This is a genomic window from Ignatzschineria sp. PL_is040 (genome assembly GCF_055813795.1).
This window is the reverse complement of the sequence record NZ_JBVPGU010000001.1, coordinates 628485-643219: the sequence shown is the minus strand read 5'-3', so window position 1 is coordinate 643219 and position 14735 is coordinate 628485. Positions and strand designations below refer to the sequence as shown.

The following is a 14735-nucleotide window of genomic DNA, read 5'->3' as shown; positions in this document are numbered from 1 at the left end:
CATTTTTTGACTAGGCTTTTTTATTGTTTAAAAAAAAAGAGATCGGAGGAGGAGATCTTATTCTTTTGAAGGGGGATAAGACCCTGGTTGTCATTCTAACTAACTGTTTGTAGTTAAGGGATAAGTAATAGGTAACTAATAGATCAGTAATAGACAAACAATAGAGTATTTATTAATAATCTATCAATAATCAACACATAAATAACCAATATAAAATAATGTTATTTTTTGGTAGTTTTTTTGTTAACTTTTTATTATCTCCTCTATATTTCTCTGTTATTTGGGTATTTTGAGTTCTGATATATCTATATTTTTTAAAGATAATTTAGAAAAATTATCTTTAAATTGCCGGTTTCTTTAACACCTTGAGGCAGGATCTATCTGTGTGGTATATATTGTTAATATCTTGATCTTTATCTCTCTTTATCTTCTCAATTTGCTGTATATGCGATATTGATCTAGGTTCAAGAAGAGCGATGGATAGATGCTAGTAGCGTCAACAAAAGCCTATAACATTTACATTGTTAAAATCATTAAAATAAAAATTTTATGTTTGAGGACACCAATATACAATAATTTACATTAAATAATGTTTATTTATGTGATTTTCTCCCCTGATTCTGCATAAATATTGATCAAAATTTTAAGGTGGAATACCTATTAAAAAATAATAACTTTAAAATTCCCTATTTTTTATATTTTTCCTCTTCCGCTTATTTGCCGGCTTTGTTAAGGGTTATCGAATATTTACTTCCATAATTATCTCTTCATTTATTTATCAAACAAGATTAAGGGTGTGAGCGCGTCACTTTACTTTAAAATATTTTTTATGCTAGGTTTCTCCCTGTCATCTTTTCTGCTTGTCAGATTGAGGACATTGAGGAGAGGAATTCTATAGGATTTCACCTCCCTCTTTTTAATATTGAACAAGTTGTTAAATAGAAATTGAATTAAAAAGGTTGTGAAAACTATGAAAAAATTATCATTAGCATTAGTGGCGGCATTATCTTTATCGACAGCAGCATTTGCAGAAGAGCCTAAATCTGTACCTGGTTCAGATGGCCAAATTAAGTTCACTGGAACCATTACAGAAGCAGGTTGTACCATTGATCCTACTTCAGCCACTATTGATCTTGGATCAGAGCCTAAAGCTGTTCTTCAAAATTCCTTCAGTGGTTGGCGGACAGGAAGTATTAAGTTTAAAAATTGTAATTTTGGAATTAAGGATGAGGAGAAGCCAATTCAATCTGTTGAAATTACCATTAACCCAGGTAAAAAGGCAGATTTTGGTGACAATCTATGGGCAAATGCAGGTACAGCAACTGGTGTCGGCATCGAAGTAGAAATTGGTGGTCAAGATGGCATTAAGAAAGTTACTCCTGCAGGCGTTACAGAACCGATTGTTGCTAAAATTGACGGAGTAAATAATACTGCTACGTATCAAGTGCAGGGTCGTATGGCAGGTGCTGCTACTGTAACTCCTGGATCTGTTGATGCAACTATATTATTTACTGCAAGCTATAAATAGGTCGCTCTAGCAAAAACTTAGAAATTAAGGTTAGTCACTTTAGTGGTTCATTAGTACTTTAATTTCTATGCAATAAAGGATAGGTATCCCTCTAAGTTTATTGAGGGGTACCTACTTTTGAATCAATTGAGCGGTGGTGACGATGCACTTTGTAAGTTAACTATTTTGTTTAAAATTTATTTAAAACTTAAATCAAAAAGTGCTGTTAATGGATTTATAAATAGATTCAATAAATAGATTCAAGATAATTATTTTGATGGGAAAGTTTCTCCTATCGACCATCTCTCTATCATCATCCTAATCCTAGATAATCATCCTAGAAAGAGTTACTGAGTAATGAAACCTTTAATGAAAGCTGCTGTGAAAAGAGGGGGAACCCTAATTCTTATCGGTGCTCTACTATCACCTATCAGTTATGCATTTGAATTTGATAATAGAATATTAGAGTCTTTAGGATTTGAGAATGTTGATCTTTCTGCCTTTGCGGGGAGTAATGATCAATTTACGGGTAAATATCTTGCTGATATTGTAATCAATGAGCAAAATATTTTCTATAACTATCCTGTCTATCTCTATAGCGAGGAAGGGCAGAGTTATATCTGTTATACCGATGAATTGTTAACATCTCTTCCTATTAGCAAAGAGCTCCGTGTAGGGGCTAAAAAAACGCTAGTCAATAGTACTGATGCAGGTGAGTGCTATGGATTAGAGCAGTATGATTCTGCAATTGCGGCAGAGTTTGATGATAGAGAACAAAAGATTAAGATTCGTATGCCTCATGCTTATTTGGTGGACTTCGATCCCTATTGGGTTCCACCAAATAAGCGTGATTATGGTATTAGTGGTCTGTTTTTAGATTACAACTTACTCAAAACTTATAATCGTTATAAGGGAAGTGATGGTGGACACTATAGTAGTAATCACTTCTCAAGTTATGGTGTAATCGGTTTTAATCTCGGGAGATTTCGTTTTAGAACCAATTATCAATATAGCCCTAATAATGTGAAGAAGTTTGAGCGAACACAAACCTATGGATTTACCGATATAGGTGCTCTTAATGCACATCTTTATGCCGGAGAGCTCTACTCTCGCTCAAATCTCTTTAGTTCTGTGCGTTTTAAGGGGGTTTCTCTCTATACTGAAGAGAGTATGATGCCTAACTATTTACAAGGTTATGCACCTCAAGTGACCGGGACAGCAACCTCAAATGCCGTTGTAACGGTAAGACAATATGGCAATATCATTAAGCAGGTGCAAGTTCCCCCAGGACCTTTTGCGATTGCCAATCTCCCCTCCTATTTGAGTGGAACTGTTGATGTTACGGTAGAAGAGAGCGATGGCTCAATCAATGAGTTTCAGGTCGAGATAGCGCATGTACCTTACTTAACGCGAAAAGGGGCATTACGCTACAATCTTAACGCCGGTAAATTAGCACCTCAAAATAATTCGCATAAAATTGATGTAAAGTTTGCATCAGCGGATGGGTCATATGGTTTGACCGATATGATCTCTCTGATTGGTGGGCTAACCTATACAACAAATAATGAGTATATTGCTTACAATGCGGGCTTAGGTCTCAATCTTGGAATCGTGGGGGCGCTCTCCTTTGATATCACTAAATCAGAGAATAAAGCGAATCCAGGTCGCCGTTTAACGGGGCAGAGCTATCGCTTTAATTATGCAAAACGTTTTGGTGAGAATACCTCACTCAATATTGTGGGTTATCGCTTCTCAAGTCGAGATTATACAACCTTGAGTAACTATGTGGATATGAAAACGGGAAGAGATAGCCGGATCTATTTAGAAAAAAATCGTTTCTCTCTAAGTGTGTCACAATATGTCCCGCAGTGGAATATTAGTGTAGCTGCAACCGCTTCAAAATCGACCTATTGGAATCAGGAGAGTAATTCTTACTACAATCTTTCGCTCTATAAGACGATTGAAAGTGGCTGGTTCCGAAGCTCATCGGTTTCCCTTAACTTTACCCATAATAAGAGTAATTATGGGGCGAAGGATGATCTAGTTGGATTTTATGTCTCTATTCCTTTGGAAGATAGAAAATCTCGCCTCTCATATAATGCTCGTTATGAGAGAAATCGTAAAAATGTCTCACAACAAGCAGTATTTTATAGTGAAGGACTGGGAGGCAACTATTCTCTAGGTGCCGCAATGAACCACAAACATGATCTGAGTGGTTCAGTCGATTATGCTTTAAGTGCTTCTTATAACACAACATTAAGTTTTGGTAACTTTAATGGCTCTGTAAGTTATGCCTCAGATCAGCAAAATGTTACTGCAGGATTCAGTGGTTCTTTAACATTAACAGAGCATGGTTTAGCAACTCATCCTTATGTTTTTGAAGAGGGTTCACGTTTGATTATCGATGCCGGTGTTCCTGGGGTAGGAATGCAGGGAGATAGTAGTAAATCTAATATTTTTGGTCTAGCCGGTATTAGTAATATTCCAAACTACTATCGCTCTACTTATCTCATCGATAATGATAATCTACCCAATAATGTTGAGATTCAAGATGGGGTGATGGAAGTTGCGCCGACTAAAGGGGCGATTGCATATCGGTCAGCAAATGCGATTAGTGGGGAAAAGGCGTTAGTAACGATTACACTTCCTGATGGATCTCACCCGCCATTTGGTGCTATTGTTTATCGAGAGAATGGTCAGGGTACAGAAGTAGGAATGGTTGCAGATCAAGGCAGAACATATCTTACCGGGCTTAATAAAAAGGCGGAGTTTGTTGTGAAGTGGGGAAGAGATCAATCATGTACCTTGCCTATCCGGTCAACAGACTCTAAAGATTTAACTACTATTATTTGTCACTAGGAGTAACTAATTATGAAACGACTGTTAATTTTAGCAGTAGCTTTACTCAATGTCTCTTTTGCTCAGTTAACGCTTGATAGAACGCGTGTTATTTTTGATCGAGCACAATCTAACTCTCAATCAATTGTTGTTTCGAATACTAATAAAAATGAACCTTATTTAGCACAATCTTGGATAGAAGATGAATCAGGAAATAAGATTGAAACACCTCTTGTTGCATTACCGATTCTTCAAAGAATCAATCCTGGGCAAGAAAAGCAAGTGAAGATCTCTTTAGCCGGGCAGAGTCATCTACCTGAAGATCGTGAAACAATGTTATTCTTTAATGTTTTAGGAGTACCTCCGAAAACAGATGCTGAGAATCAAGTTAACATAGTTATTCAATCAAAAGTAAAACTCTTTTATCGACCAAAGGGTTTGCCACAGTATAAAGATAATGGTTGGTTAAAAGAGTTACAAGTTTCGAAGTCAGGTAATAGCTATACACTACAAAACCCATCTCCTTACCATATCGTGATATTTGGTGTCAGCAATGGTCCAAAGGGGAAAATTATTGAAAAAGATCTTGTTGTGAAACCTTTTGGGAGCGTAACAGTTACTCAATCTTTGGGTAATACACCAACAATCTACTTTATCAATGATTATGGTGGCACAGAGTCGCAAAGTTATCAGTGTGGTAGTAGTTGTCAACTAGTAGATCGTAATAAGTAATCACTACGATCTAACTATAATTCAATCTATCTAGGGCAGTTTAATATTTGAAATAAAAAATAGAGAGTAGTTAAATGCAGTCGCAAAACACAATATTAACTCTCTATACGTATGCTTCAAGCATTACTGAATGACAAGCATTGGTAGAAACTAAGGGCCATTCTCCTAGATTTGAACATCTATGACAAACCAAATTTAAGAAATATCTTTATGGGAACCTTATATCGTCTGAAAATAGAGTATCCCTGGAGGTATTTACTAGAATACATTGGAAAGCATAATACAGTTTTTTAAAGCTTTGGGTCTGTTGAAGCTATGAATGCTCAACAGACCCTAATTAATTAGTTTATGTTTTTATAAAATAGTGGAGAGAATCATATAATGAGAGTTAGAATTAGGCTGCAGGCTATATTAATCTTTTTTTTAGGAATAATGATCATTACTCCTAACTATGCTCAAAAGGGGTATGATTGGAATAATCCATTATGTATTGCCAGTGATACAGGTCTGGGCGGACCAAGATATATTGAGACAAATTTACCAATAAATGAGGTTGCTCCTGCGCAAACTATTGAGTTTAGGTTGCGCTGTAAGGGAAATGTCCCAATTTTTGTTCAAACACTAACAGGAAGTGGGGGAGTATCGATTTTTGCTAATAATATTGTTAATCAATACCTGCCGACTACTGGAATTTTTGATGTGGAAACAACAGTTGTTGCGCTCAATAGTGGGGAAACACAAAAAAGTTCTCTATATGTCTTTGATATTGCGGCTGGTCAGCTTGGTAAGCAGCTATTTTTACCGGCATTAGGTGAAGGGCAATTTCATGAATTTTCGGTTAAGATAAATATTAGTGAAAGAGTTGTAAAACCTCGTGTCATTCCTGAAAATCCAAAGCCTATCAATCCATTTTACATACCACTTTTTTCTGTAATCGATAACTCTTCTGATGTGCAATTAGAGAAGAGATATGCCCCTTATCCGCTCTATTTAGTATCGACATTTGATACTTTCCCAGATCCATGTGTAACGCCTGGACCAGGAGTCTATGTGCCGACAGACATTGATTTTGGAGTACTTAATCGGGAAGATCTTGTGCAAAGCGTTAAAAAGAGCTTTTTTTTCAGATTAGCTAGACCTGCTGACGATACTTGCGGTCACTCCCTATATCCAATTATTACATTTAAAGCGACGGATCCTGTTGTTAATGATGAGATAGAGATTCCCAATGGTACCAATCTCTCGTTTGTAATCGAAGACCTCTCCCCAGAGAGTACGATAGGAACTAAAAAGTTACAATTTAATACGCCTTTACGGTTTGGAGAGCTAAAGCCTCAAGGTTTGCTTAATCTGTATATCACGGCAAATCTTCGTAAAAATCCAGAGAAGCCTTTAAGGGGAGGATATTTTTCAACTGTGATGATCTATCATATTGAGTTCCGTTAATTGCATTAGCATGATAGGACAGGGCGTTAGCGTTATGATTTTAATTAAGTTGGGTTAAACTGTATTCGAATTCAACCAAAAGAAATTTTGTTGAGTTGGTAGTAGTGATAAAAAAGGAGCAATCTGTACTATGGGATTGCTCCTTTTTTAATTGCTTTAAATTTTTATCGCTTTTTTATCACTCGTTAGATCTTATAAATCTTTATTGTCATTGATTATCCTTGATCATTATTGAGCTTAACGATTCTCGATCGGCTATTGCTTCTCATTAAAGAGTTTAAGGGAATTTTCAATCTCTTTTTGTGCTGCAGCTTTATCGCTGTAGCCATCGAGTTTCACCCATTTGCCACTCTCAAGACCTTTGTAGTTTTGGAAGAAGAATTCAATTTGATCAACTAGTAATTTTGGCAGATCTTTAATATCTTCAATATGATCATACATCGGGCAGAGTTTGCTGATAGGAACAGCGATCAATTTTGCATCGCCGCCAGATTCATCAGTCATATTGAGAACACCCAATGGACGGCAACGAACAACAGAGCCATGAATCAGTGGGAATGGGGTGATTACTAAGACATCAAGTGGGTCACCATCATCACACAATGTATTAGGAATAAAACCGTAGTTTGCAGGATAACGCATATTGGTGCCGACAAAGCGGTCTACCCAGATTAGATCAGTATCGTGATCAACTTCATATTTAACAGGATCAGATTCTGCAGGGATCTCAATAATACAGTTAAAATCTTCTGTAATCTTTGCAATATCATTGGCTGCGGGAACTTTTGCAAAACTCATAATCTTCTTTGCCTCTCTCTAATATAATTAATGGGTATTAAATCTTAGCACTCAATTATAGCAACTTTGTTTTCTATTCCTATTTTAACTGCAAAAAATGACCATATTTGATAGTATTAACAGATCGTTATTGAGAGGTTTTGCTATGAAATTTATCTGGATTAAAGGGGAGAAAGCATCTGCATTTCAAGATGCATTAGCGGTTAGGGATACGGTGTTTACACAAGAGCAGGGATTCCCCGCGGAGATCGATCATGATGCAATGGATCAAAATTCATGGCATCTCCTACTCTATCGTGATGATAAAGAAGACTTAGGTCGATTAGATCGATTAGATAGATCAAAGCACCGTGTAGAGAAGCTTGAAGATTTAACGATTGAGCATGATCTTGCTCTAGAAGCTGCCGAGATCGGCCTCTCTTCGGGTAAGAGTAAGAATAGCCTCGATAGCTCCCATTTAGAAGCGATTGGTACGCTCCGATTTTTTCTCAATAGCGATGGCGTATATCAAGTAGGACGGGTGGCAATTCTTAAAGCATATCGTGGATATCGATTAGGGCAATTTCTCTTAAAAGAGGCATTAAAGAAGATGGCGGTCTTAGCAGAGAGTGATGAAGTGATTCTGCATGCGCAATTAGCGGCAAAGGGATTTTATGAGCGCTATCAATTTAAGGCAGAAGGTGAGACCTTTTTAGAAGAGGGGGAGCCCCATATTACGATGCGAAGAAGGTTAGCGCTTGGGAAGATCCCGGCAGAGCGTCTTGCTCAGGCGGAGCGAATTCTCTTTATCGCGCATCTGGCAATTGGTGATTTTACCTATCTTCAAAATGGTTTTAGAGCGTTTAAGGAAGCTTATCCTCACTTAAAGATCGATCTCTTTATTGAAGAGGTTCGTTGCACCAATGATCCTAAAAAATGGCCCTTTTTGAAGAAATACTCCCTCTACGATTGGGTCGGAAAATGTGGCATCTTTGATAAGATCTACAATAAAAACTACTCACCAGCACTTCGCCTTGAATCGATTGTGGAAGCGAAATTACAAAAATATCCCATCGTTGTCTCAATTGAGACCTTAGCATCACTCAATGGTGCAGGATTAGCGCGTGATATTGCCGGCCCTGATGGATTTGCGATGGGGATGGATATTCGTTATCGCTGGTATCAAATTCGAGAGAAATTAGATCTTAAAAAACTGAATGCAACTATTGAAGTTGTTAAGCCTCATAATGGAAGTGATCGCCATATTAGTGATGATTATGCTTACTGGTTTTCCCAAATAGGGGGCGTTATGCTCTTTCCAGAGGAGCGCTATCCTTTTGTGAGAATTCCCAAAAAGTGGCAAAAAGATGCACGGAAGCAACTTAAAAAATGGGGTGCTACCGCAGAGCAACCGATTGTCTTTATCAATCATATTGCTAAAAATCCGCGTCGCTCTTGGAAGTTAGAGCAGGTGCGAGAGTTGATTGAGCTGATGCAAAAGCATCCTCAATGGCAAAATAGTTTCTTTATTATTAATGGTATTCCTGAGATTTTCCCTGAGATCAGAGCCTTGATAGAGAAGCATCAATTGCAAAATACAGCGCCATTTAGTGCACTCGATAATTTCTTCCAATTGCCGGCAATGTTGGCAAATTCAGATCTTATTATCTCTGTTGAGACGGCGGTGATGCATCTTGCTAATGCGGTTCATGTGCCGGTGATTGCTCTAATGCGGATCAAAACATTGGAGTGGGTGCCACTCAATGAGGCATTGACAACCTTGATCTTTACTCCTAAACGAGCAGATGTTATCGCCGATATTCCACCACAGCGTGTGATTGATGCACTTCCGGAAGATCCTTTTGCCGGCAGGGGAGAAAGGATTTTAGATAAGCACTTAGATGATCTTAGCGATGATGTAGATGATGATTTCGATATTGAAGAGACTACAGCGGAAGGTGAATCGAGTGGCGCATCTGAGGAGGGCGAATAGTGAGTCAGAAGCCTACTCGAGCCGTGATCTTACTACCTGGGGCTGTTAACTTTGAGGCTGTCATGGCCTCCTTTGGAGATTGGTTTCAAGATGCGATGGTGATTGCCGTCGATAAAGGAATTGATAAAGCAGAGGCGTTAGTAACGTTGAGTCAAACGCGTGAAGTGGCGGTAGATTTTTGGGTGGGGGATTTCGATTCGAGTAGAAGGCTAGAGATTTCGCCGGCACTCTATCGAGAGAAGGTGAGTTATCCTGTTGAGAAGGATGAGATCGATACAGAACTTGCGTTCTCCCTTGCAAGAAGAGAAGGGGTTGATCAATTCTTATTGTTAGGAGGAATAGGCGGACGCCTTGATCATCAAGCGGCACTGCTCTTTTTGCCGGCACAATATCCCGAAGCAAGAGTGATTCATACCGATGGTGTTGAGACGCTCTATTTTTTAGAAGCGGGAAAAGAGTACCATTTTACGCCACCAGTAGGAGCGACGGTGAGTCTTATCGCCTTGAGCGATCTTTGTGGCATCAATCTCTCCGGGGTCAAGTGGCCGTTGGTGCAACATGATCTTGAGATAGGTTCAGGATTGACCTATTCCAATGAAGTGATAACAGAGAGAGGGATTACGGTATCAATGAAGGCGGGAAGGGCGTGGCTCTATCTTTTGCCAGCAAATTGTGAGCGTTCCCTTTAGCCACTCTGTATCTAAATAGTGGGATAGATGGTAGAATAAGCGCAAATTTTAAATGGTATTGTGTGTCAGTTTGCAATATTTGAATATGCGGTATTTGCATTTGCAATGTTGGCTGACAATATGAAAACCGAAGGGAGTTAAATATGTGGCAAATTATCTATAATGGCGATTGCTCAAAATCGAGAGCTGCGCGTGAATATCTTGATGAGAAAAAGATTGAATATCAGGTAATCAACTATCTTGACGAGCCGCTCTCAGCGGAGATGATTCGTTCTCTTCTTGCAAAATTAGGGTTAGGGATTGATGGCATTATTCGAATGAAAGAAGCACCGTTTCAAGAGATCTCGCAAGAGTGGTTTACTTGGAATGATGATCAAAAAATTGCCTTTGTTGTAGAGAATCCTATTGTGATTGAAAGACCGATTGTTGTCTACCGAGAGGATGCCGTAATTGCAAGACCTGATCCATCGCCGATCGATCATCTTCTAGCGAAAGCTTGGAAGTAGATTCAGATTGGGATTTAGATTGAGATTAAGGTGTAGAGTTTAGAGAATTCATGACAGATTGAGGTAGAGCATTGCGCTTACAAAAATCGGGAGAGAGAATGGAACAGACGAGAGAGGAATTGATGAATGCGCCAGTAGTATTAAGCCGATCTTTTATTGTTATCGGCGCTATTTTAGCCGGCTTAGCCGTTATGGTCGGTGCCTTTGGTGCCCATGCCTTAAGTGATCAACTTGTAGGGCGCGGTAAAGAGATCTGGGAGACTGCGGTTCAGTATCAATTTATTCATAGTATCGCTCTCATTATTATTGGCATACTTCTCCTTCTATTGACAACCCCTAAACTTCTCCGTTTAGCGGGTTTTTCATTTTTGATAGGTACGATTCTCTTTTCAGGGAGTCTCTACCTTATTGCACTCTTGTCTGTTAAGAATTTGGGATTGGTGACGCCGATAGGCGGTCTCTTTTTTATTGTCGGTTGGATATTGCTGATCTGTGCAGCGCTATTATCTACTCGAATTCGTGCTTAAGTACTTAATAAAGGAAATATTATGAGTATTCATTCTGTATTATCTGTCTCTCCACTCGATGGTCGTTATGCTAGTCGTGTTGAGCCATTAGTGGCTGAGGTGAGTGAGTATGGTTTAATTCGTTATCGTGTGATGGTTGAGATCAAGTGGTTAATTAAGCTTGCCTCTGAAAAGCATTTTGAAGAGATTCCTTCATTTGGGGAGGAGGCGAAAGCATTCTTAATTTCGCTCTATGAGAACTTCTCTCCAGAAGATGCCATGGCTGTCAAAGAGATTGAAAAGTCAACGAACCATGATGTGAAAGCGGTTGAGTATTGGATCAAAAATCAGGTTAAGGATCACCCAGAACTTGCAGCATCATCAGAGTTCACCCACTTTACCTGTACCTCGGAAGATATCAATAACCTCTCATATGGTTTGATGTTTAAGAGCACAATTAATGATGTTGTATTGCCACAACTTCAAGAGGTGATCGCCTCTATGCGTGATATGGCACATCAATTTGCTGCGATTCCGATGCTCTCAAGAACCCATGGGCAGCCAGCAACACCGACAACTTTAGGGAAAGAGATCGCTAATGTGATCTATCGTCTTGAAAGACAGGTCAAGCAGTTACAAAACACAGAGTTTTTAGGCAAAATCAATGGTGCTGTTGGTAACTATAATGCGCACGTTGTAGTCTATCCCGAGTTTGATTGGCCAGCATTTGCAGAAGATTTTATTACGCAAGATCTTGGTTTAACTTTTACCCCTTACTCAACACAGATTGAGTGCCATGATTATATCGCTGAGTTTTCACACACAATGACCCGTATCAATACCATTTTGATCGATTGGGCGCGTGATGTCTGGAACTACATTAGCCACAACTTCTTTAAACAGCGCACGATTGCCGGCGAAGTGGGCTCTTCAACGATGCCACATAAAGTGAACCCGATCGACTTTGAAAATGCAGAAGGGAACTTTGGGATTGCTAACGCACTCTTTATCCACTTTGCAGAGAAGTTACCGATCTCAAGAATGCAACGTGACTTGAGTGATTCTACGGTGCTTCGTAGTGTAGGATCTGCTTTCGGTTACACCTTGATCGGTTTTAGTAGTCTCTTAAAAGGTCATGGCAAATTAGAAGTGAGCGCCGAGACCTTAATGGCAGATCTTAATGCAAACGTAGAAGTATTAGGGGAAGCGGTACAGACGGTGATGCGCCGTGATGGTATTGAGAATCCTTATGAAAAATTGAAAGATTTCACACGTGGTAAGCGTATTAATATTGAGCAGATGCGTGAGTTTATCGATACGTTAGAGCTTGCTCCAGAAGTGAAAGCGCAACTTAAAGCGCTCGAGCCGGCAACGTATGTTGGACTTGCTGAGAAATTAGCTCGTGAGATCTAACGTTTAACATTTCTGTTATAAAGAATCATCTCTTCAATATTGGGTATCAATATTCAGATTGAAGAGATGCGTAATAAGAGTATTGATAAGAATATTTACAGTGACTTCGGTTGCTGTAAATATTTTTTTATGATTTAAAAAAGCTTAAAAAGCTTAAAGAACCTAAAAAATAAAAAGATCATCAAAGATCGCTAGATCTCATGAGAGATCATAAGAAAGCCGATAAAGGTATAAAAGAGGGGGGAAGTTATGATTTGGGAGATCTATCTACAGGGTGTTTTGCTATCGTTTGGACTCATTGTTGCTATCGGTGCGCAAAATGCTTATGTTTTAAAACAGGGAATAGAGAATAATCATATCTTTTGGGTTGCAACAGTCTGCTTTCTTTGCGATTTTCTCTTAATGTCGGTTGGTGTTTTAGGAATTGGCACAATGGTGGCGCAAAATGCTATTTTGCAGCTTATTTTAGCACTGCTCGGGACGCTCTATTTAGCGATCTTTGCCTATAACTCATTACGTGCGATCTTCCAAGAGCAGGTGATGAGTACAGGATATTATGAGGGGCGATCCTCACTGAGATCCGTTATTTTAGCAACACTCGCTATTACGTTACTCAACCCCCATGTCTATCTTGACACGATAGTGATTATTGGCGGAGTTGCCGGCACCCTCGAGGATGAGCATAAGATCGCTTTTCTGCTAGGGAGTTTGACGGCATCGAGTATCTGGTTCTATAGTTTGGGGTATGCCGCAACAAAATTAGCACCGATCTTCCGAAAGCCGTTAACTTGGCGGATTCTCAATCTCTTGATTGCTCTGATGATGTTATTTATTATCTATCAACTTCTGCGCTTTAGTTATGAGCAGATCATGATGCTATTGACCTAAAGTAAGTTAACCCATACTCAGTTATCAGCCCAATTAATAGCACTCTTCTATCGTGAAGACATTCTATCGTGAAGAGATCTTATCGATGAGATAAAAAAAGTGTGGAGACTGATCCACACCTTTTCGATTGATATCTCATCTTATGCTATTGAGAGCACTCTCTTATTTATTGTGTTGCCGTGACGAGCTGTAGACCGACTACGCCAATAATAATTGCTGCTAAGCTCAAAATTCTCTTAATATTTTTCGATTCATTGAAAAATATAATGTTGAGCGTCACCGCACCAGCTGTCCCCACTCCTGTAAAGACGGTATAAGCGATACTAAGCGGTAAAAAGCGGAATGAGAAGTAGAGAAGGGCAAAGGATGCAAAGATCCCACCATAATAGAGTACCCGATTGATCAAGGTTCTATTTTGGCTATAGAGGCTCAATCCAAAGACACCGATCAGTTCAGCGACAGAGGCAAGCGCCACAAAAATCCAACCGATTGTAATATATGAGATTCCCATTATGCATTCTCCTCTTCTCGAATATTGACATCAAAGAGATTGAGTCCTAAAACTCCCACTAAAATAATTCCCATAAAGAAGAGCATCTCTCCTGTGATGGTTTCATCAAAGAGGAAGTAATCCATTAAGACTGTACCGACCGTACCACTTGCGGCAAAGATCGCATAAACGGTCCCGGTGGGAAGCCCTTCACAAGCTTTCGCAAGAAAGTTGAGGTCGAGGAGGACAAAGATACCAACGATAGCCCAGTGCCACCAAGTTGATGCTACATTAAATCCATAAAGCCATATCAGCTCAAAAATAGAGGTGAGCGCAACGTAAATCCACGCTTTGTTCATAATAGTTTCCGTATATAAATAACGATAATTGATAAGTTGGGATAGGCAATCGTGATTGTGCCTAGTAGATTTCCACTTAGACTTGATATTTTCTGATAGTTTTTGATTGTGCTTGAGAGTGATGACCCAAGATTAAGGATCATCGATGAATCGAGGAGGATTCATCAAGGGGTGAGTTCACCCGCGCCGATAGCAGAGAAGACAGAATCGGGCAATAAAAAGAGAAGAGTGGTTGTACTGCTGTTTGTCGCTAAAGCGCATAAAATTAGGAGAGTTGTTAATCGTGAATATATTTTATTCTCTCTTAAGAGAATGTCAATATGGGATAAGAGAGAAATTTCAACTTCGTGAAGCGACGCTCTGATGCTTGATAGCTGATCAAAGATTATTGTGAATGATCTGTGAATGATCAGCCGGCAATTTTGTCGTTTGCTGTTGCTCAATGAGCTCTGCAACATTCTTTTTAACAAGATGATTCATAATAAAGAGTAAAAGAAAGATCAGGAGGATTGCGCCGATCCACTTTCCAAAGCGACCTGTTATCCCTTTTTTCTGTTGATATTGCTTAAAGTCTCGATCAAATGGCATCTA

Annotated in this window: 14 protein-coding genes; 10 read left to right on the top strand and 4 right to left on the bottom strand. The window is 39.1% G+C overall.

What is annotated here, in order from left to right; translation table 11 throughout:
- Positions 1–970: 970 nt before the first annotated feature.
- The 4 genes from AC0SAP_RS02660 (at position 971) to AC0SAP_RS02645 (ending at position 6523) form a co-directional block, all read left to right on the top strand.
- The gene (locus tag AC0SAP_RS02660; RefSeq protein WP_473382790.1) at positions 971–1528 is read left to right on the top strand and encodes a fimbrial protein; all 558 of its coding nucleotides are present in this window, start codon (positions 971–973) and stop codon (positions 1526–1528) included.
- Positions 1529–1864: 336 nt separating this feature from the next.
- Positions 1865–4366, top strand: a complete 2502-nt coding sequence (locus tag AC0SAP_RS02655; RefSeq protein ID WP_473382789.1) for a fimbria/pilus outer membrane usher protein — start codon at positions 1865–1867, stop codon at positions 4364–4366.
- Positions 4367–4378: 12 nt separating this feature from the next.
- Positions 4379–5077, top strand: a complete 699-nt coding sequence (locus AC0SAP_RS02650) for a fimbrial biogenesis chaperone (protein ID WP_473382787.1) — start codon at positions 4379–4381, stop codon at positions 5075–5077.
- A gap of 381 nt (positions 5078–5458) precedes the next feature.
- Positions 5459–6523 carry a hypothetical protein gene (locus AC0SAP_RS02645; protein ID WP_473382785.1) on the top strand — a complete coding sequence of 355 codons (1065 nt, stop codon included), beginning with the start codon at positions 5459–5461 and terminating at the stop codon, positions 6521–6523.
- Positions 6524–6778: 255 nt separating this feature from the next.
- Here the strand turns inward: AC0SAP_RS02645 and ppa are convergent, their stop codons facing one another.
- Positions 6779–7321, bottom strand: a complete 543-nt coding sequence (ppa, locus tag AC0SAP_RS02640) for an inorganic diphosphatase (RefSeq protein WP_109235721.1) — start codon at positions 7319–7321, stop codon at positions 6779–6781.
- A 145-nt stretch (positions 7322–7466) separates the two neighbouring features.
- On the opposite strand from ppa, the gene AC0SAP_RS02635 reads away from it, so the two are divergent.
- The 6 genes from AC0SAP_RS02635 (at position 7467) to AC0SAP_RS02610 (ending at position 13295) form a co-directional block, all read left to right on the top strand.
- On the top strand, positions 7467–9293 hold the full coding sequence (locus AC0SAP_RS02635; protein WP_473382784.1) for a GNAT family N-acetyltransferase: 1827 nt from the start codon (positions 7467–7469) through the stop codon (positions 9291–9293).
- Positions 9293–9982 (top strand): thiamine diphosphokinase, encoded by a 690-nt coding sequence (locus AC0SAP_RS02630; RefSeq protein WP_473382782.1) that lies wholly within the window; start codon positions 9293–9295, stop codon positions 9980–9982. The genes AC0SAP_RS02635 and AC0SAP_RS02630 overlap by 1 nt, the downstream gene beginning before the upstream one ends.
- A gap of 143 nt (positions 9983–10125) precedes the next feature.
- A complete protein-coding gene (locus AC0SAP_RS02625) occupies positions 10126–10488 on the top strand; it encodes an ArsC/Spx/MgsR family protein (protein ID WP_473382781.1) in 363 nt (120 codons plus the stop codon).
- 98 nt (positions 10489–10586) lie between these two features.
- On the top strand, positions 10587–11015 hold the full coding sequence (locus AC0SAP_RS02620) for a DUF423 domain-containing protein (RefSeq protein WP_233146777.1): 429 nt from the start codon (positions 10587–10589) through the stop codon (positions 11013–11015).
- A 21-nt stretch (positions 11016–11036) separates the two neighbouring features.
- A complete protein-coding gene (gene purB, locus AC0SAP_RS02615; RefSeq protein WP_473382779.1) occupies positions 11037–12407 on the top strand; it encodes an adenylosuccinate lyase in 1371 nt (456 codons plus the stop codon).
- Positions 12408–12656: 249 nt separating this feature from the next.
- A complete protein-coding gene (locus tag AC0SAP_RS02610; protein ID WP_473382778.1) occupies positions 12657–13295 on the top strand; it encodes a LysE/ArgO family amino acid transporter in 639 nt (212 codons plus the stop codon).
- A 166-nt stretch (positions 13296–13461) separates the two neighbouring features.
- Here the strand turns inward: AC0SAP_RS02610 and AC0SAP_RS02605 are convergent, their stop codons facing one another.
- The 3 genes from AC0SAP_RS02605 to AC0SAP_RS02595 form a co-directional block, all read right to left on the bottom strand.
- Positions 13462–13806: a DMT family transporter gene (locus AC0SAP_RS02605; protein ID WP_286480270.1), complete on the bottom strand. Its 345-nt coding sequence runs from the start codon at positions 13804–13806 to the stop codon at positions 13462–13464.
- The gene (locus AC0SAP_RS02600; RefSeq protein ID WP_198959030.1) at positions 13806–14144 is read right to left on the bottom strand and encodes a DMT family transporter; all 339 of its coding nucleotides are present in this window, start codon (positions 14142–14144) and stop codon (positions 13806–13808) included. The genes AC0SAP_RS02605 and AC0SAP_RS02600 overlap by 1 nt, the downstream gene beginning before the upstream one ends.
- A gap of 378 nt (positions 14145–14522) precedes the next feature.
- On the bottom strand, positions 14523–14732 hold the full coding sequence (locus AC0SAP_RS02595) for a hypothetical protein (RefSeq protein ID WP_473382776.1): 210 nt from the start codon (positions 14730–14732) through the stop codon (positions 14523–14525).
- Positions 14733–14735: the final 3 nt, after the last annotated feature.